The organism is Calidifontibacter terrae (assembly GCF_054778835.1).
Genome location: NZ_BAAGZF010000015.1, coordinates 36,477 through 53,802 on the forward strand (window position 1 = coordinate 36,477; position 17,326 = coordinate 53,802).

Annotated in this window: 16 protein-coding genes; 15 read left to right on the forward strand and 1 reads right to left on the reverse strand. The window is 67.1% G+C overall.

The window, feature by feature from the left end; all coding sequences use genetic code 11:
* Positions 1 to 10 precede the first annotated feature (10 nt).
* Genes ruvX through aroB form a run of 6 tightly spaced genes read left to right on the forward strand, consistent with a single transcriptional unit; the run spans position 11 to position 5,437 of the window.
* A complete protein-coding gene (gene ruvX / locus ACYU98_RS15030; protein WP_460469037.1) occupies positions 11 to 511 on the forward strand; it encodes a Holliday junction resolvase RuvX in 501 nt (166 codons plus the stop codon).
* Positions 508 to 1,734: an endolytic transglycosylase MltG gene (gene mltG, locus ACYU98_RS15035; RefSeq protein WP_460469038.1), complete on the forward strand. Its 1,227-nt coding sequence runs from the start codon at positions 508 to 510 to the stop codon at positions 1,732 to 1,734. The genes ruvX and mltG overlap by 4 nt, the downstream gene beginning before the upstream one ends.
* Positions 1,728 to 2,564 (forward strand): shikimate dehydrogenase, encoded by an 837-nt coding sequence (locus ACYU98_RS15040; RefSeq protein ID WP_460469039.1) that lies wholly within the window; start codon positions 1,728 to 1,730, stop codon positions 2,562 to 2,564. The genes mltG and ACYU98_RS15040 overlap by 7 nt, the downstream gene beginning before the upstream one ends.
* A gap of 58 nt (positions 2,565 to 2,622) precedes the next feature.
* Positions 2,623 to 3,843, forward strand: a complete 1,221-nt coding sequence (aroC, locus tag ACYU98_RS15045; RefSeq protein WP_460469040.1) for a chorismate synthase — start codon at positions 2,623 to 2,625, stop codon at positions 3,841 to 3,843.
* Positions 3,837 to 4,352, forward strand: a complete 516-nt coding sequence (locus tag ACYU98_RS15050) for a shikimate kinase (protein ID WP_460469041.1) — start codon at positions 3,837 to 3,839, stop codon at positions 4,350 to 4,352. Before aroC ends, ACYU98_RS15050 begins: the two co-directional genes overlap by 7 nt.
* Positions 4,349 to 5,437, forward strand: a complete 1,089-nt coding sequence (aroB, locus tag ACYU98_RS15055; protein ID WP_460469042.1) for a 3-dehydroquinate synthase — start codon at positions 4,349 to 4,351, stop codon at positions 5,435 to 5,437. The genes ACYU98_RS15050 and aroB overlap by 4 nt, the downstream gene beginning before the upstream one ends.
* A gap of 29 nt (positions 5,438 to 5,466) precedes the next feature.
* On the opposite strand, the gene ACYU98_RS15060 is transcribed toward aroB, so the two are convergent.
* Positions 5,467 to 7,023, reverse strand: a complete 1,557-nt coding sequence (locus tag ACYU98_RS15060; protein ID WP_460469043.1) for an FMN-binding glutamate synthase family protein — start codon at positions 7,021 to 7,023, stop codon at positions 5,467 to 5,469.
* Positions 7,024 to 7,154: 131 nt separating this feature from the next.
* Between ACYU98_RS15060 and efp the strand changes: the two genes are divergently transcribed.
* The 9 genes from efp (at position 7,155) to ACYU98_RS15105 (ending at position 17,317) form a co-directional block, all read left to right on the forward strand.
* Positions 7,155 to 7,715, forward strand: coding sequence for an elongation factor P (efp, locus tag ACYU98_RS15065; RefSeq protein ID WP_460469044.1), 561 nt, complete (start codon positions 7,155 to 7,157; stop codon positions 7,713 to 7,715).
* Positions 7,716 to 7,718: 3 nt separating this feature from the next.
* Positions 7,719 to 8,132, forward strand: coding sequence for a transcription antitermination factor NusB (nusB, locus tag ACYU98_RS15070; protein ID WP_460469045.1), 414 nt, complete (start codon positions 7,719 to 7,721; stop codon positions 8,130 to 8,132).
* 14 nt (positions 8,133 to 8,146) lie between these two features.
* Positions 8,147 to 9,070: a hypothetical protein gene (locus ACYU98_RS15075; protein WP_460469046.1), complete on the forward strand. Its 924-nt coding sequence runs from the start codon at positions 8,147 to 8,149 to the stop codon at positions 9,068 to 9,070.
* 127 nt (positions 9,071 to 9,197) lie between these two features.
* Positions 9,198 to 9,797, forward strand: a complete 600-nt coding sequence (pyrR, locus tag ACYU98_RS15080; RefSeq protein ID WP_460469047.1) for a bifunctional pyr operon transcriptional regulator/uracil phosphoribosyltransferase PyrR — start codon at positions 9,198 to 9,200, stop codon at positions 9,795 to 9,797.
* Positions 9,794 to 10,720 carry an aspartate carbamoyltransferase catalytic subunit gene (locus ACYU98_RS15085; protein WP_460469048.1) on the forward strand — a complete coding sequence of 309 codons (927 nt, stop codon included), beginning with the start codon at positions 9,794 to 9,796 and terminating at the stop codon, positions 10,718 to 10,720. The genes pyrR and ACYU98_RS15085 overlap by 4 nt, the downstream gene beginning before the upstream one ends.
* Positions 10,713 to 12,008 (forward strand): dihydroorotase, encoded by a 1,296-nt coding sequence (locus tag ACYU98_RS15090; protein ID WP_460469049.1) that lies wholly within the window; start codon positions 10,713 to 10,715, stop codon positions 12,006 to 12,008. Before ACYU98_RS15085 ends, ACYU98_RS15090 begins: the two co-directional genes overlap by 8 nt.
* Entirely contained in the window at positions 12,005 to 13,198 is a 1,194-nt protein-coding gene (carA, locus tag ACYU98_RS15095; RefSeq protein WP_460469050.1) for a glutamine-hydrolyzing carbamoyl-phosphate synthase small subunit, read from the forward strand. The genes ACYU98_RS15090 and carA overlap by 4 nt, the downstream gene beginning before the upstream one ends.
* Positions 13,198 to 16,515 (forward strand): carbamoyl-phosphate synthase large subunit, encoded by a 3,318-nt coding sequence (carB, locus tag ACYU98_RS15100; RefSeq protein ID WP_460469051.1) that lies wholly within the window; start codon positions 13,198 to 13,200, stop codon positions 16,513 to 16,515. The genes carA and carB overlap by 1 nt, the downstream gene beginning before the upstream one ends.
* Positions 16,496 to 17,317 carry an iron-sulfur cluster-binding protein gene (locus ACYU98_RS15105; RefSeq protein WP_460469052.1) on the forward strand — a complete coding sequence of 274 codons (822 nt, stop codon included), beginning with the start codon at positions 16,496 to 16,498 and terminating at the stop codon, positions 17,315 to 17,317. Before carB ends, ACYU98_RS15105 begins: the two co-directional genes overlap by 20 nt.
* Positions 17,318 to 17,326: the final 9 nt, after the last annotated feature.

A 17,326-nucleotide genomic window follows, 5' to 3' on the forward strand; every position in this document is an offset into this window, starting at 1 on the left:
GCGACGCGGGGTGCGTATCGGGATTGATGTCGGATCCGTCCGGGTCGGGGTTGCGATCAGCGACCCGGACGGAGTCCTGGCGACCCCCGAGACCACCCTGCCGCGCGATGCCGGAGGCGGTAGTGATGTCGCCGCAGTTGTCGCCTTGGTGCAGGAACGCGCGGCCCTCGAGGTCATCGTCGGGCTGCCCCGAAGTCTGGATGGTCAGGAGCGGGCGGCGGCAGATACGGCCCGCTCCTGGGCCCGGGCTCTGGTGGCCCGGATGCCGGAGACCGGGGTGCGAATGGTCGACGAACGACTGACCACCGTCGATGCACACCGCGCCCTAGGAGAGGCCGGGATCTCGACACGTCGGCGGAAGAACGTGATCGACAGCCAGGCTGCTGCCATGATTCTCCAGGTTGCGCTTGACAGGGAACGCACAACCGGGATGCCACCGGGTGAATCGGTGGGGGGACGCAAGCCGCGGCATCGAGGACGGACGACCAACTCGGAAGGGCGAGCTGAATGAACGACTCGGGCCTGTCGGACTCCATTTTCGGTGGAGACGGCGACGGCGGTGAGCCGGTCGGCAAATTGCCCGACCGCAAGAAGAAGGATTCCGTGACCTCGCGCGCGGAGGCCCGTCGGGACCGCGTTTCAGCCACGCCACCACCCAAGTTCAATCACGATCAGGTCAAGCGGCGACGTCGCTCCTGCCTGGTGATGTTCCTTGCGGTCGTTGTCTTCGTGGGCGCCGGTGGCCTGGCCGCCAAATCAATCGGGTCGAGCTTCCTGCCTAGTTTCGGCGGCGGCTCCAACGGTGGTGGCGACTACGCGGGCCAGGGCGATGGCTCGGTCGACATCATCGTGAAGCAGGGTGACTCCGGCTACTCCATCGGTCGCACGCTGACCCAGGCTGGCGTGGTCAAGTCGGCCTCGACGTTCGGCGCGGTGGCTGGTGCCACACCGGAGTTCGCGAAGGTGCAGCCGGGCAAATACCGGATGAAGAAGCGGATGAGTTCGCAGGCAGCAGTCGAACTGCTGTTGACCCCGAGCGCGCGACTCAGCACCCGCGTCACCATTCCTGAGGGTTTGTGGGCGACCGAGATTTACGCGCTGCTGTCCAAGCGCACCAACACCCCGCTGGCTGACTACACCAAGATCAAGCCGTCGCAGCTTGATCTGCCACCGGCTGCTGGCGGCAAGATTGAGGGCTTCCTGTTCCCGTCGACCTATGACTTCGATCCTGGCACCTCTGCGGTGGATCAGTTGCGCGCCATGGTGAAGAACGGCACCCGCCAGATGAACGCCCTTGGTGTCACCGGCGACCAGCTGCGCGACACGGTGATCGTTGCCTCGATCGTGCAAGGCGAGTCGCGCCTTGGCGCCGATGGTCCGAAGGTGGCGCGGGTCGTTCTGAACCGGGAGACCAAGAAGATGCCGCTGCAGATGGACTCGACCATTCACTACCTGTTGCACAAGCGCGGCACCGTGACGACCACCGACCAGGACCGCAACAGCAGCAGTCCCTACAACACGTACAAGCATGCTGGCTTGCCTCCGGGTCCGATCAACAACCCAGGTCTGGAAGCGCTGAAGGCGGCGGCGAAGCCCGCGGCCGGCGACTGGCTCTACTTCGTCACGGTCAACCAGAGCACCGGTGAGACCAAGTTCACCGCGGACTACGGCCAACACCAGCGCAACGTCGCCGAGTTCCGGCAGTGGTGCCAAGCGAACCCGGGCAAGTGTTGAACCGGGCAGCGGTTCTCGGTCTCCCGATCGAGCATTCGTTGTCACCGGCCTTGCATCGCGCGGCCTACGACGCGCTCGGTCTGACGGACTGGACCTACGGACGCTACGAGGTCGACGCGCCGGTGTTGCGCGATTTCGTGGAGTCGCTGGACGACAGTTGGCGTGGCCTCTCATTGACGATGCCGTTGAAGGAAGAGGCGCTGCTCGTCGCGCGGGAATGTTCGGCGACCGGTCTGGAGACTGGCGCGGTGAACACTCTGGTGCGCGGTCCCAGCGGCTGGCTCGGCCACAACACCGATGTCCATGGCGTCGTGTCTGCGCTCACCGATGCCGGAGTGGGCTCGACGACGCCAGTCGCGGACGCGCTGCTGCTCGGCTCGGGCGCAACGGCGCGCTCGACGTTGGCGGCCCTGGCCCAGCTTGGCTGCCGCTCAGTGACAATGGCCGTACGATCCCAGCCGCGGCAATCTGCGTTAGCGCAGGCTCGCTCCCACGGGTTGGGGGTGCGGGTCATCCCGCTCGATGATGCTCACGAACACCTGAAACCGGTGGTGATCTCGACCCTGCCACCAGGCGCGGCCGACGGCTTCTCCACCGAGGTCTTGGCTGGGTGGGCTCGGCCGGTGCCGGGCGCGGTCTGGCTCGACGTCGTCTACGCCGGTTGGCCGACCGTGTTCGCGCTCGCCGCGGGTCAGACCGGTGCGCAGGTCGTTCCCGGTATCGAGATGCTGATCCACCAGGCGGCCCGACAGATCGAGCTGATGACCGGTCATCCGGCACCGCTGGGCGCGATGCAGGAGGCAGGACGCTCGGCGTCAGCCGACCGCTGACCGTCCGCGGACAGGACGCGCCGCGGACCGAGCGCGGCGACATGGAAGGATCGAACCCATGCTTCGTTGGCTGACCGCGGGTGAATCCCACGGACCCTCATTGACCGCAATCCTGGAGGGACTTCCCGCCGGGGTCGAGATCGGTTCGAACGACCTGGCCGACGCGTTGGCCCGGCGCCGCCTCGGCTATGGCCGCGGCGCGCGGATGAAGTTCGAGCGCGATCAGGTCGAGTTCGTCGGTGGTGTCCGACACGGCGTCACGATGGGATCGCCGGTCGCGATCACTGTTGCCAACACCGAATGGCCGAAGTGGCAGGCCGTCATGGGCACTGACCCGGTTGATCCGGACGCGTTGGAGGCCGCCGACGACATCGGTGCGCCGCAGGAGTTGGCTCGGAACCGACCTCTGACTCGGCCGCGACCCGGTCACGCCGATCTGGTCGGCATGCAGAAATACGGCTTCGACGAGGCTCGACCGATTCTGGAACGGGCGTCCGCGCGCGAGACCGCTGCTCGCGTGGCGCTCGGCGCCGTGGCCGAAGCCTTCCTGAAGCAGGCCTATGGCATCGAATTGGTCTCCCACACAGTGTCCATCGGCGCCGCGACGACCAGCGACGATGCGGTCTTGCCGACGCCGGCCGACGTGGTGGCGCTCGACGCCGACCCCGTCCGCTCGCTGGAACCGGCAGCGTCCGCTGCGATGGTGGCGCAGGTCGATGCCGCCAAGCGCGACGGCGACACCCTCGGTGGCGTCGTCGAGGTGCTCGCCTATGGCCTCCCGCCGGGTCTGGGTTCACACGTGCACTGGGATCGCCGGCTCGATGCCCGTCTCGCCGGCGCGTTGATGGGCATTCAGGCGATCAAGGGTGTCGAGGTGGGTGACGGATTCGTGACTGCCGGCCGGCGCGGCTCGGCGGCGCATGACGAGATCGACCGCACCGACGGGGTGATCCGGCGCGACAGCAACCGGGCCGGTGGCACCGAAGGCGGCATGTCGACTGGCGAACCGCTGCGCGTACGAGCGGCGATGAAGCCGATCTCGACGGTGCCCCGTGCCCTGCGCACGATCGATGTCGCCACCGGGGAGGCCGCGACCGCGATCCATCAGCGCTCCGACGTCTGCGCGGTGCCTGCCGCCGGGGTCGTCGCGCAAGCGATGGTCGCGCTGGTGCTGGCCGAAGCCTGCGTGGAGAAGTTCGGCGGTGACAGCGTGGCCGAGACTGCCCGCAACCACAAGGCTTACTTGGCCGCGATTCCGGAGACGATGCGGTCGTGGTGAACTCTGCGCCGATCGCGGTCCTGATTGGTCCGCCGGGAGCCGGCAAGACGACGGTCGGCGGTCTGCTGGCTGCGGCGCGCGGGGTCGACTTCATCGACACCGACGCATTGATCGTTGCCCGAGACGGTCGGGAGATCTCGGACATCTTCATCGAAGACGGTGAACCCGCCTTCCGCCTTCTTGAGGTCGCTGCGACCCGGGATGCGCTGCAGCAACCCGGCGTTGTGGTGGCCCTGGGCGGTGGTGGGCCGATGCAACCGGCCATTCAAGACCTGCTCGCCGATCACCGGGTGGTCTTCCTCGACGTCACCATTGCCGACGCCGCTGGTCGGGTCGGCTTCGACGCCTCCCGGCCCCTGCTCGCAGTGAACCCGCGCGCGAGCTGGACCCGGATGATGGGGGAGCGGCGCCCGACGTACGAACGCCTCGCGACGCTGCGGGTCGACACCGGCAAGCGCGCTCCGGCCGACATCGCCGCACAGATCGACGCCTGGCTCGGGCAGTCATGACCACCATTGCGGTCGGCGATCGTTACGAGGTCCACATCGGTCGCGGGCTGATCGGCGAGGTCCCGAGCTGGGTGCCGTCGACAGCGATGCGGGTGTTATTGGTCCACGCGCCGGCCTTGGCCGACCGTGCGGAAGCGCTGGCGGAGAGCCTGCGCGCTGATGGCCGACAGGTGGTGGTCGAGCAGTTACCTGACGCCGAATCGGCGAAGACCGCCGACACGCTCTTGCGGCTTTGGTCGGTGCTCGGCCAGCAGGGCTTCACCCGTACGGACGTGGTGGTCGCCCTGGGCGGCGGCGCCACCACCGACCTCGGTGGGTTCGTCGCGGCGTCTTGGCTGCGCGGCGTGCCGGTCGTGCAGGTTCCGACAACGCTGCTCGGGATGGTCGATGCCGCGGTCGGTGGGAAGACCGGAATCAACACCGCCGAGGGCAAGAACCTGGTCGGTGCGTTCCATGAACCGGCGGTGGTGGTCTGCGACCTCGACCTGCTGCGTACGCTCCCGCGCCGCGACCTGGTGGCCGGCGCGGCGGAGGTGGTGAAGTGTGGCTTCATTGTGGATCCGCAGATCCTCGAACTGGTCGAACGTGACCCGGTGGCGGCGCTGGATGTAGACGGTGAGGTGTTGCCGGAGCTGGTCGAGCGAGCGATCCGGGTGAAGGCTGAGGTGGTCACCGAGGACCTGCGCGAATCATCACTACGCGAGATCCTGAACTATGGCCACACCTTCGCCCACGCGATCGAACAGGTGGAGCAATACCGCTGGCGCCACGGCGATGCGGTCGCTGTCGGCATGGTGTTCGTTGCCGAACTTGCTTGTCGCGCAGGGCTGCTCAGCCCTGAACTGGTCGAGCGGCACCGCAGCGTGTTGACCTCGCTTGGCCTGCCGACCTCGTACGACACCGGTCGCTGGGATGCCCTGCTGACGGCGATGGGCCGCGACAAGAAGACTCGCGGGGCGAGGCTTCGGTTCGTGGCGCTGACGGACATCGGCGCCCCGACGCGGCTGGAAGCGCCGCAGCAGGAGTGGTTGGAGCAGGCGTACGCGGCGGTGTCGGCGCCTGGCTTCGACCCGGGCCTTCGCTGACGCTCCGGCTCAACCGACCAGCCCAAGAATCACCGCGTTGGCTGCGGGTCGTCGCGAGGCGCTTCGCCACACATGATCTCGGTGATCTGGCTGCGCCACGGTTCGCCGAGAACGCCCCAGCCGGGCTGGTAGCGGTAGACGTCGCGCAGGGGAGTGCCGAGGCGCTGCCCGAGCAACAACTCGACGTCGTCGGTGTCGATCAGGGAGGGATGGACCACCCCGACGGCCTCGCTGACCTTGACCAGGTCGCGCCGCATCGCCTGCAGGTAGTTCGCCAATCGCACCGACTTCAGCTCGGGGTCGAGCCCGTGGGAGAGCCACTTGTTCTGGGTGGCGACACCGGTCGGGCATTTGTCGGTGTGGCACCGCTGGCTCTGAATGCAGCCGATCGCCAGCATGGCCTCCCGGGCAACGTTCACTAGGTCGGCGCCGAGCGCGAACGCCGTGACGGCGTTGCGGGGCAGACCCAGCTTCCCCGAACCGATGAAGGTGACCCGGTCGGTCAGGCCGCGCACCGCGAACACTCGATAGACCCGGCTGAACCCGATGTAGAACGGCAACGCGACACCGTCGGTGAACACCAGGGGAGCGGCGCCGGTTCCGCCCTCGCCGCCGTCGACGGTGATGAAGTCGACGCCTCGCTGACCATCAACCATCGCGTCGGCGAGCACCTCCCAGAACTTCAGGTCACCCACGGCCGATTTGATCCCGACCGGCAGCCCGGTCTCGGTGGCCAACAACTCAACCCAGTCAAGGAGGCTGTCGACGTCATGGAACTGGGTGTGCCGCGATGGGCTCACGCAGTCCTGGCCTTGTGGGATGCCGCGAATCTCCGAAATCTCCGCGGTCACCTTCGCGGCCGGCAGCACCCCTCCCAATCCGGGCTTAGCGCCCTGGGAGATCTTGATTTCCAGCGCTCGTACGGGCGCGCTCGCCGCGGTTTCTTTGAGCCGCCCGAGGTCGAACACGCCGCGTTCGTCACGGCAGCCGAAGTAGCCGGTGCCGATCTGCCAGATCAGGTCACCACCCTGCCGGTGATACGGCGACAACCCACCCTCGCCGGTGTTGTGCATCGCGCCCGCCAGCCGTACGCCCTGATTCAGGGACATGATCGCCTGCGACGACAGCGACCCGAAACTCATCGCGGACACGTTGACCACCGACTCCGGGCGGAACGCCTTCGCGCGGCCGCGCGGGCCACCCAGGATCTTCGCACCGGGCAGTCGAACGGTGTCGCCGTGGTGGGGGTCAGCAGGCGGCGGCATCAAGCTGAAGGTCCGCTGCTTGATGACCGGATAGCCCTCGTCGTCCTCAACGTTGTTGTCGGTGCCGAACCCGACGTAGTTGTTTTCGCCCTTCGCGGAGGCGTAAATCCACGCGCGTTGATGCCGGCTGAACGGACGTTCCTCGTCGTTGGAGGCAACGATGTATTGGCGCAGCTCGGGACCCATGGTCTCGAGCAGGTAGCGCGCATGCCCGAGAAGTGGGAAGTTGCGCAAAAGGGAGTGGTCCTTTTGCGTGAGATCGCGAGCTGCCACACCGGCCGCGCCGAGAAGTGGGAGGAGGGCGAGTGCCTTTGCCTTCATGGCGCACAGTCTGCCTCTGAACCAGGCTTGCGCGCCGATTTCAGACGTTTGCGCCGCGATCGGTAGACTCCTGCTGCTCCCGAACGACAATGCGGGGCGCCGTCGCGCCCTGAAGAGATACGAGGAAACGCGTGGCAAGCACGAACGAACTGAAGAACGGCACCGTGCTCAACCTCGAAGGCCAGCTGTGGTCCGTGGTCGAGTTCCAGCACGTCAAGCCCGGCAAGGGGCCGGCCTTCGTCCGTACGAAGCTGAAGAACGTCCTCTCCGGCAAGGTCGTCGACAAGACGTTCAACGCCGGTGTGAAGGTCGAGACGGCCAGCGTCGACCGTTCGGACATGCAGTACCTCTACAAGGACGGCAACGACTTCGTGTTCATGGACACGAAGACCTACGACCAGATCAACATCGCCTCCGAGACTGTTGGCTCCGTGGCCGACTACCTGCTGGAGAACCAGGAAGCCATCGTGGCGCAACACGAAGGCAATGTCCTCTACGTCGAGCTCCCGGCCTCGGTCGTCCTGGAGATCACCCACACTGAACCCGGCCTGCAGGGCGACCGCTCCAGCGGTGGCACCAAGCCCGCGACCCTGGAGACCGGCGCCGAGATCGCGGTGCCGTTGTTCCTGGAGATCGGGACCAAGGTGAAGGTCGACACCCGTGACGGCTCCTACCTGGGTCGGGTCAACTGATCAGTGGGCGCTCGCACCAAGGCGCGTAAGCGCGCCCTCGACCTGCTGTTCGAAGCCGAACAGCGTGGCGTCAACGCCGTCACCCTGCTCGATGAGCGGGTGGCCGCCCCAGTGACCCCGGCTCCGTTGCCCGACTACACCGGCGTCCTCGTACGCGGGGTCGTCGGTCACTGGGCCGCGATCAACGAGGCGCTCACGACGTACAGCAAGGACTGGCCGTTGGACCGCATGCCGGCCGTCGATCGCAACTTGCTGCGCTTGTCGACCTACGAGTTGCTGTTCAACGACGAGGTGCCCGACCGGGTGGCTATTGCTGAGGGCGTGGCCCTGGCGACGGAGCTGTCGACCGACGAGTCCCCGCGATTCGTCAACGGTCTGCTGAACCGGCTCGCCGAGGTCAAAGACACGCTGGTCTGAGATTTCGGGCGGGAGTGAAGAAGTTCGGGCCGGGGTCGGCGACCACCGCGACCGTGTTGGTTCTGGCGCTCAGTGGCTGCGCTCCAACCGTCACGGTGACCTCGGCGACCTCGGGCGCTAGCCGCACCAGCGTGACCGGTGCGGCGCGCCCCGCGGCGGCGGCCACTGAATCCTCGTCAAGCGCAGCCTGGAAGCAGGATTTTTCTGACGCCGGGCTGGATGACATCGTCAACTCCGCCGGCTCGGGCTTCACGGTCGTTGCGGACTCACACTTCGTGGTGGCTGGCGATGTCGACTCCGCCCATCTGCGCGAGGTCTTGAAAGTTGCTGCGCAGCGCGACGCCTCGATCCAAGCGTTCTGCGGCAGTCGGCCGAAAGGCCGGCAGGTCATCCTGGTCAGCAAGGATGTTTCCCAGTTCGCCGCTTGGACGCTGTCCGACGTCCCGGACGTCGAGGGCAGCGACGGGGTGACGGTGCCCAGCACCCGGTTCGAGCGGACGTACGTCGTTTTGGCGCCGGATCTGTGGGGCAGCGACGTCGAGACCGACTACCGCGACTACGTCGTGATCCACGAACTGATGCACGCCTACACCGATCCCCGTCCGGACGTCACGACCTGGGTGGTCGAAGGTTTCGCCGAGCTCGGCGCGATGGACCTGACCGACCAGGACTGGCGCAGCGAGCCACCGAGCTCGGCTCACCTGCCGGCCGACAAGGAGTTCGATTCGTCGGACCCCGACAAGGTCGCCGACGCCTACTTCCTTGCCTCCGACTTTCTGCAGTTCCTGGAGATGAAATACACCCGCGCGGAGGTCCGCACCTTTTATCGGTCGGCCCTGACCACCGGTATCGACGACGCCTTCAAGAAGGCGTTCGGGGTGAGTCTGTCGGGCGAGGTGGCCAACTGGAAGGCCGACTACGCCGACACCTTCGGCTGAGCAGTTCGCGCCGCGGTCCACTCAGTGACGCCGATGTGCGCTGTTCGGTCTGCGGCGGTAGCATCAGCGGCGTTCGACATCCTTTAACGATTCCGTCCTGTGAGGCGGCGAAGGAGGTCCTGACGTCATGGCACGTCCTGACTTTTCCTCCTCGGAGGCAGCTGGGCCACCAGGCCCCACCCCGGGTCGAGTAGTTCTCAACGACAGCGATATTCGTCGCGCGATCCGGCGGATCGCCCACGAGATCGTCGAGCGCAACAAGGGCGTCGACGACCTGGTCGTGTTGGGCATCCCGGCGCGCGGCGCGGTGTTGGCCCGTCGCTTGTCCGAAACGCTCGAGGTCATCGAGCACTCTGCGATCCCGACCGGCACCCTCGACGTGACGATGTATCGCGACGACCTGCGCCGCCACCCGGTTCGTACGGCGGCGCCCACCTCGATCCCCGACTGCGGGATCGATGACAAGGTCGTAGTGCTGGTCGACGATGTGCTCTTCTCCGGCCGTACGGTGCGGGCCGCTCTGGACGCACTAGGGGATCTCGGCCGCCCGCGCGCCGTACGGCTCGCGGTGCTGGTCGACCGTGGCCACCGCGAACTGCCAATTCGGGCTGACCACGTCGGCAAGAATCTGCCCACCTCAAGCTCCGAGCGAGTCTTCGTGCGCCTCACCGAGAGTGACGGCAGCGAAGAGGTTCGCATCGAAGGCCCGACGAAGGAGGGCGCGTGAAACATCTGCTTTCGGCTGCCGACCTGACCCGCGACGACGCATTGCAACTGCTGGAGACCGCGGCGCAGATGCACGACGTGCAGCACCGCGAGGTGAAGAAGCTGCCCGCCTTGCGCGGCCGTACGGTTGTCAACCTGTTCTTCGAGGACTCCACCCGCACCCGCTCGTCCTTCGAGATCGCCGGCAAGTGGCTGTCCGCCGACGTGATCAACATCTCTGCCAAGGGTTCCTCGGTCAGCAAAGGCGAGTCGCTGCGTGACACGGTGATGACTGTTGGCGCGATGGGCGTCGACGCGATGGTGATCCGCCACCACGCCAGCGGCGCGCCGGCGCAGACCACACAATGGATCGACGCCGGGGTGATCAACGCCGGTGACGGCACCCATGAACACCCGACCCAGGCTCTGCTCGACGCTTACACGATGACCCAGCGGTTGGGTGATCTCGCCGGCAAACATGTCGCAATCGTCGGGGACCTGACCCACTCCCGCGTCGTGCGCAGCAACCTGATCCTGCTGAAGACCCTCGGCGCCTCGGTGACGCTCGTCGCCCCGCCGACCTTGATGCCCAGCGGCATCGGCGACTGGGCCGCAGCCGAAGGTTTCGCGACGTCGTACGACCTGGACGAGGTTCTGCCGCAGGTCGACGCGGCGATGATGCTGCGAGTCCAGAAGGAGCGGATGAGCGGCGGCTTCTTCCCGACGGCACGCGAATACACGGTGCACTACGGCCTGACCCGCGACCGGCTGAAGCTGCTTCCGGCCCATGCCGTGATCTGCCACCCCGGGCCGATGAACCGCGGCCTGGAAATCACCGCCGACGCGGCCGACGAGGCTCGCTCGGCGATTCTCGACCAGGTCTCCGCCGGTGTCGCGGTCCGGATGAGTGTTCTCTACCACCTGCTGGGAGGCAGCAATGACTGAATCGGTGCTGATCAAGGGTGCCGATCTGGTCGGCGACGGCCCGACCGACCTGCTGCTGCGCGACGGGGTGATCGACCAGATCGGTGCCGGTCTCGACGCCGCCGGGGCGACCGTTGTCGACGGCGATGGACTGGTCGCGTTGCCCGGACTGGTCGACCTGCACACCCACCTGCGTGAGCCCGGCCGCGAAGACGCCGAGACGGTTGCCACCGGCTCAGCGGCGGCCGCGGCGGGCGGGTTCACCGCGGTGCTGGCGATGGCGAACACCAACCCGGTCACCGACACCGCCGAAGCAGCGCTGCACATTCTGGAACTCGGCGAGCGAGCCGGACTGGTCGACGTGCAGCCGGTGGGGGCGGTCACCAAGGGTCTCGGCGGGGAGGAATTGGCCGAACTCGGGTTGATGGCGCGCAGCCGAGCCAGGGTTCGGGTGTTCTCCGATGACGGCAAGTGTGTTCACGACGCCCGCCTGATGCGCCGTGCACTGGAATACGTCCGCAGCTTCGACGGCGTGATCTCCCAGCACTCCCAGGACCCGCGACTGGCCGACGGCCAGGCGTGTTGCCATGAGGGTGAATTGTCCGGTCGGCTCGGACTGCCCGGGTGGCCGACCGTGGCCGAGGAAGTCATCGTGGCCCGCGACATCGCGCTGGCCCGCCACACCGGCTCCCGGGTTCACGTCGCCCACGTCTCCACCGCCGGATCCGTCGCGCTGATCCGTCAAGCAAAGGCCGACGGCGTACGAGTGACGGCAGAGGTCACGCCGCATCACCTGCTGCTGACGACGGATCTGCTGGCTGGCTATGACCCGACCTTCAAGGTGAACCCGCCGCTGCGGCCGGACGCTCACGTCGAAGCGCTGCGCGCGGCCCTCGCTGACGGCACCATCGACGCGGTCGCCACGGACCACGCGCCCCACGCCCGCCACGACAAGGAACACGCGTTCGCCGAGGCGGCCTTCGGGATGCTCGGACTGGAGCAGGCCCTGCAGGTCGTCCACACCGTGATGGTCGAACCCGGCCTGTTGGACTGGGCCGGGGTTGCCGACCGCATGTCCATCGCTCCGGCTCGCGTTGCGGGCCTCACCGGGCAAGGGCAGGCACTCGCCGCGGGCGCCCCAGCCAACCTGACCCTCTTCGACCCGGCCGCCCGGGTCACGGTTGATGGCGCTGCGTCGCAGTCGCTGTCGCGGAACAACCCCTGGCACGGCCGTACGCTCCGCGGGGCCGTCGTCGCCACCTTCCTGCGTGGTCGGGCCAGCGTGCTCGACGGAAAGGTTCAACTGTGAACTCGGTTAATCCACTGCTTGCGACCCGTGAGCCGGCGGTGTTGGTGCTGGAAGACGGCACCACGATGCATGGCGAGGCCTACGGCGCGATCGGCAGCACCTTCGGCGAGGCGGTGTTCTCCACCGGGATGACCGGCTACCAGGAGACCCTGACCGACCCCAGCTACCACCGCCAGGTGGTCGTGATGACTGCTCCGCACGTCGGGAACACCGGCATGAACGATGAGGACCGCGAGTCCGATCGCATCTGGGTCAGTGGCTATGTGGTGCGCGACCCGGCGCTGCGCCCGTCGAACTGGCGCAGCCAGCGCAGTTTGGAGGACGACCTGCGCGACCAGCAGGTGGTCGGCATTTGCGGGATCGACACCCGGGCCCTGACCCGCCATCTTCGTGAGCGCGGCGCGATGCGTGTCGGCATATTCTCCGGCGCCGACGCCGCGCGATCCGACCTGGTCGCGGTCGTCGCAGATCAACCCGCCATGGCCGGCGCCGAGCTCGCCTCGCAGGTTTCGACCGAGGCCACCTACGTGGTCCCGGCGCAGGGGGACAAGCGGTTCACGGTGGCCGCGATCGACCTTGGCATCAAGGCCATGACTCCTGAGCTGATGGCCCGCCACGGGATCGAGGTCCACGTCATGCCGGCCACGAGTTCGGTCGACGACATCCGCGCCATCGCGCCCGACGGTGTGTTCTTCTCCAACGGCCCCGGCGACCCGGCCACGGCTCCGCAGGTCGAGGTCTTGCAGCAGGTGCTGCGCGACCGAACCCCGTTCTTCGGGATCTGCTTCGGCAACCAGTTGCTCGGGCGAGCCCTCGGCTTTGGAACGTACAAACTGAAGTACGGCCACCGCGGCATCAATCAGCCGGTGATGGACCGCGGAACAGGCAAGGTCGAGATCACCGCACACAACCACGGCTTCGCGGTTGACGCACCCCTGGACGGGGAGACTCAGGCGCCTGCGGGCGCCGAGTTCGGCCGCGTACGGGTGTCGCATGTCTGTCTGAACGACGACGTTGTCGAGGGGCTGGAATGCCTCGACCTGCCGGCCTTCTCTGTGCAATATCACCCGGAGGCCGCTGCCGGCCCGCATGACGCCGGCTACCTGTTCGACCGATTTGTGGCGTTGATGGACGGGGTTGCGACACAGACTCCTTCGTCGCCCGGCTCAACCAACGAGGAGACCAACTGATGCCGCGCAACCCGGACCTGAAGTCCGTCCTGGTGATCGGATCCGGTCCGATCGTCATCGGTCAGGCCTGCGAGTTCGACTACTCCGGCACCCAGGCGTGTCGGGTGCTGCGCGAGGAGGGCCTGCGGGTCATCCTGGTCAACTCCAACCCGGCGACGATCATGACGGACCCGGAATTCGCCGACGCAACCTACGTCGAGCCGATCACCCCCGAGGTGGTCGAGGCGATCATCGCCAAGGAACGTCCCGATGCGGTGCTGGCGACCTTGGGTGGCCAGACCGCGCTGAACACCGCGATCGCGCTGCATGAGCGTGGGGTGCTGGAAAAGTACGACTGCCCCCTGATCGGAGCGAACGTCGAGGCAATTGAGCTCGGTGAGGACCGGGAGCGGTTCAAGGGCGTCGTCGAGCGCTGCGGCGCCGAGTCGGCCAAGTCGACGATCTGCCACTCGATGGACGAATGTCTCTCCGCGGCAACCGAACTCGGCTATCCGGTAGTCGTCCGTCCGTCGTTCACGATGGGTGGCCTCGGCTCCGGTTTCGCCTACAACGAGGCCGACCTGCGCCGCATCGCCGGCGCCGGATTGCAATACAGCCCGACCACCGAGGTGCTCCTGGAGGAGTCCATCCAAGGGTGGAAGGAATACGAGCTCGAGGTCATGCGCGACCACGCCGACAACGTCGTGGTGGTGTGCTCGATCGAGAACTTCGACCCGATGGGTGTCCACACTGGCGACTCGATCACCGTCGCCCCCGCCCTGACCCTCACCGACCGCGAATACCAGCGGATGCGCGACGTCGGAATCGCCGTCATCCGCGAGGTCGGCGTCGACACCGGCGGCTGCAACATCCAGTTCGCGATCAACCCGGCTGATGGTCGGATGATCGTCATCGAGATGAACCCGCGCGTCTCGCGCTCGTCGGCGCTCGCTTCGAAGGCGACCGGCTTCCCGATCGCGAAGATCGCGGCCAAGATGGCGATCGGTTACACCCTCGACGAGGTGCCGAACGACATCACCCGCGAGACCCCGGCCAGCTTCGAGCCGAGCCTTGACTACGTCGTGGTCAAGGTGCCGCGGTTCGCCTTCGAGAAGTTCCCGGCGGCCGACCCGACGTTGACGACGACGATGAAGTCGGTCGGCGAGGCGATGGCTTTGGGTCGCAACTTCACCGAGGCGCTGCAGAAGGCGCTGCGTTCCATGGAGCGCAAGGAGTCGACCTTCCATTGGCGCAAGGACATTGCGCCGACCCCGGAGGCGGGACGTGCCCTGCTGGAGCAGGCGAAGATCCCGACCGACGGCCGCATTGTGTTGGTGCAGCAAGCACTGCGCGCCGGGCTGTCGGTGGAGGAGGTTCACGAGGCCACCAAGATCGACCCTTGGTTCCTGGACCAGATCGAGCTGATCAACCAGGTCGCCCAGCTGGTGGAAGACGCCGACCGGCTCAGCCCGGAACTGCTGCGTCTGGCGAAGAAGCATGGCTTCTCCGATGCGCAGATTTCCCAGCTGACCGGAAACCCGGAAGCGGTCGTACGCGGTGTTCGGCATGCGCTGGGGGTCCGGCCGATCTACAAGACCGTCGACACCTGCGCCGCGGAGTTCGCCGCCAGCACGCCCTACTACTACTCCAGCTACGACACTGAGACCGAAGTTCTACCGCGCGAGAAGCCGGCGGTGATCATCCTCGGGTCCGGCCCGAACCGGATCGGTCAGGGCGTCGAATTCGACTACTCCTGCGTGCACGCCTCGTTCGCCCTGCGCGACGCCGGCTTCGACACCGTGATGGTCAACTGCAACCCGGAAACCGTGTCGACCGACTACGACACCTCCAGCCGGCTCTACTTCGAGCCGCTGACCCTGGAAGACGTGCTCGAGGTCGTCCACGCCGAGAGGCAGGCCGGCCCGATCGCCGGTGTGATCGTGCAGTTGGGCGGCCAGACTCCGCTTGGCCTGGCCAAGGCGCTCAAAGCCGAAGGGGTCCCGATCGTCGGCACCTCGCCGGAAGCGATCGACCTCGCCGAAGACCGCGGTGCGTTCGGTCGAGTGCTGGCTGAGGCCGACCTGCCCGCGCCCAAGCACGGCCTGGCTTACAGCAGCGCCGAAGCCCTCGAGGTCGCGCGCGGCATCGGTTATCCGGTGCTGGTCCGGCCCTCGTACGTTCTGGGTGGGCGCGGCATGGAGATCGTCTACGACGACGCCACGCTGGTGGAATACGTCGACCGCGCGACCGCTGCGTCGCCAGAACACCCGGTGCTGGTCGACCGCTTCCTGGACGATGCGATCGAGATCGACGTCGACGCGCTCTTCGACGGCACCGACATGTATCTCGGCGGGATCATGGAACACATCGAGGAGGCCGGCATTCACTCCGGCGACTCGGCGTGTGCGCTGCCGCCGGTCACCCTCGGCGTCGAGGAACTGGAGCGGGTGCGAGTCTCGACTCGCCGCCTGGCCGAGGGCATCGGCGTACGCGGTCTGATGAACGTGCAGTTCGCGCTCGCCCAGGACATCTTGTATGTCTTGGAGGCGAACCCGCGTGCCAGCCGTACGGTGCCCTTCGTCGCTAAGGCGACCGGAGTGCCACTGGCGAAGGCCGCGGCCCGAGTGATGCTTGGTGCCTCGATCGCGCAGTTGCGCGAGGAAGGGATGCTGCCGCCGAATGGTGACGGTTCCGCGCTCCCGGCGCACGCACCGATCTCGGTCAAGGAAGCTGTGTTGCCGTTCAAGCGCTTCCGCACTCGAGATGGCGACGTGGTCGACAGCCTGCTCGGGCCGGAGATGCGCTCGACCGGCGAGGTGATGGGCATTGACACCACCTTTGGATCGGCGTTCGCCAAATCGCAGCTCGGCTCGACCAGCGGGCTGCCCACCGAGGGCACGATCTTCATCTCGGCGGCCAATCGTGACAAGCGCGCAATGATCTTCCCGGTCAAGCGGATGGCCGATCTCGGGTTCACCGTCCTGGCCACCGCCGGAACAGCAGACGTGTTGCGCCGCAACGGGATTGCGAGCACAGTCGTGCGAAAGCACAGCGACGGTCGCGGGCCGGATGATGAGCCGACGATCGTCGATCAGATCCTTGCGGGCGAGGTTGACCTGGTCTTCAACAGCCCCTCGGGCAGTGGCGCCCGCGCCGACGGCTATGCCATCCGGGCGGCCACCACCAGCATGGACCGCCCGATCATCACCACCGTGCAGCAGTTGGCGGCGGCGGTGCAAGGGATCGAGGCGCAGCAGGCCGGACCGTTCGAGGTGAAGCCGTTGCAGGAACACGCGCGCGACCTGAATCTGTACGGGAATGCTCCGCACAGCAGCTGAGGTCATCGCAACCCGGCGAACGGGGGCATTCCGGCAGTTGACGCTGGTTGCCCCCGACATCGCCGACGGTGCACGGGTCGGCCAACTGGTCTCCGTCGCGGTCGGCGGGCCGGCCTCGGCGCTGCTCGGGCGACGTACCGTGCCGATCGCCGCGGCGTCGCCGAGCGGAACGTACGGCGGCACGGTCGAAATCGTTGTCGACACCGACGGTGACGCCGGCATGCAGTGGTTGGCCGAGCGGCGCACGCACGACGAGATCGAACTGATCGGCCCGCTGGGGCGACCGTTTCCACTGCCGACCGGGGCAGTCGACGCCCTGGTCGTCGGCGTGGGTGCGTCGGCAGCGGCGGTGACCTGGTTGTCCGGGGCGTTGCGGGACCGCGGCTGCCGGGTCGACCTTGTTCTGGGTGGGGTCGATGACCGACACCTCGTGGGTGTGGTCGAGGCCCGCCGCGTCGTCGGCAATGTCGCGGTAGTTCTGCCGACCGCCGAAGCCGACCTGATCGAGGGCCTTTCCACCGTCGTACGCCGTCAGTTGCGGGCGCGCGAGATCTCGGTGGTCTATGCCGCCGGAAGAGCCCGCGAACTGGCGGCCGTCGCGGCCGCGGCGAGCCCCTTCGGCGTCGTGGTGCAATGCTGCATCGACGAGGAAATGCCTTGTGGCACAGGGCTGTGCGGCAGTTGTGAGGTTCCGGTGGTGACCCGGTCGGGGGAGCGCCACACGATTCGTTGCTGCACCGAGGGTGCGGTGGTGCGCGCCGACCGGGTGCGCTGGCCGCTTTACCTGCGGGACCTCGCATGAGCAGAGCAG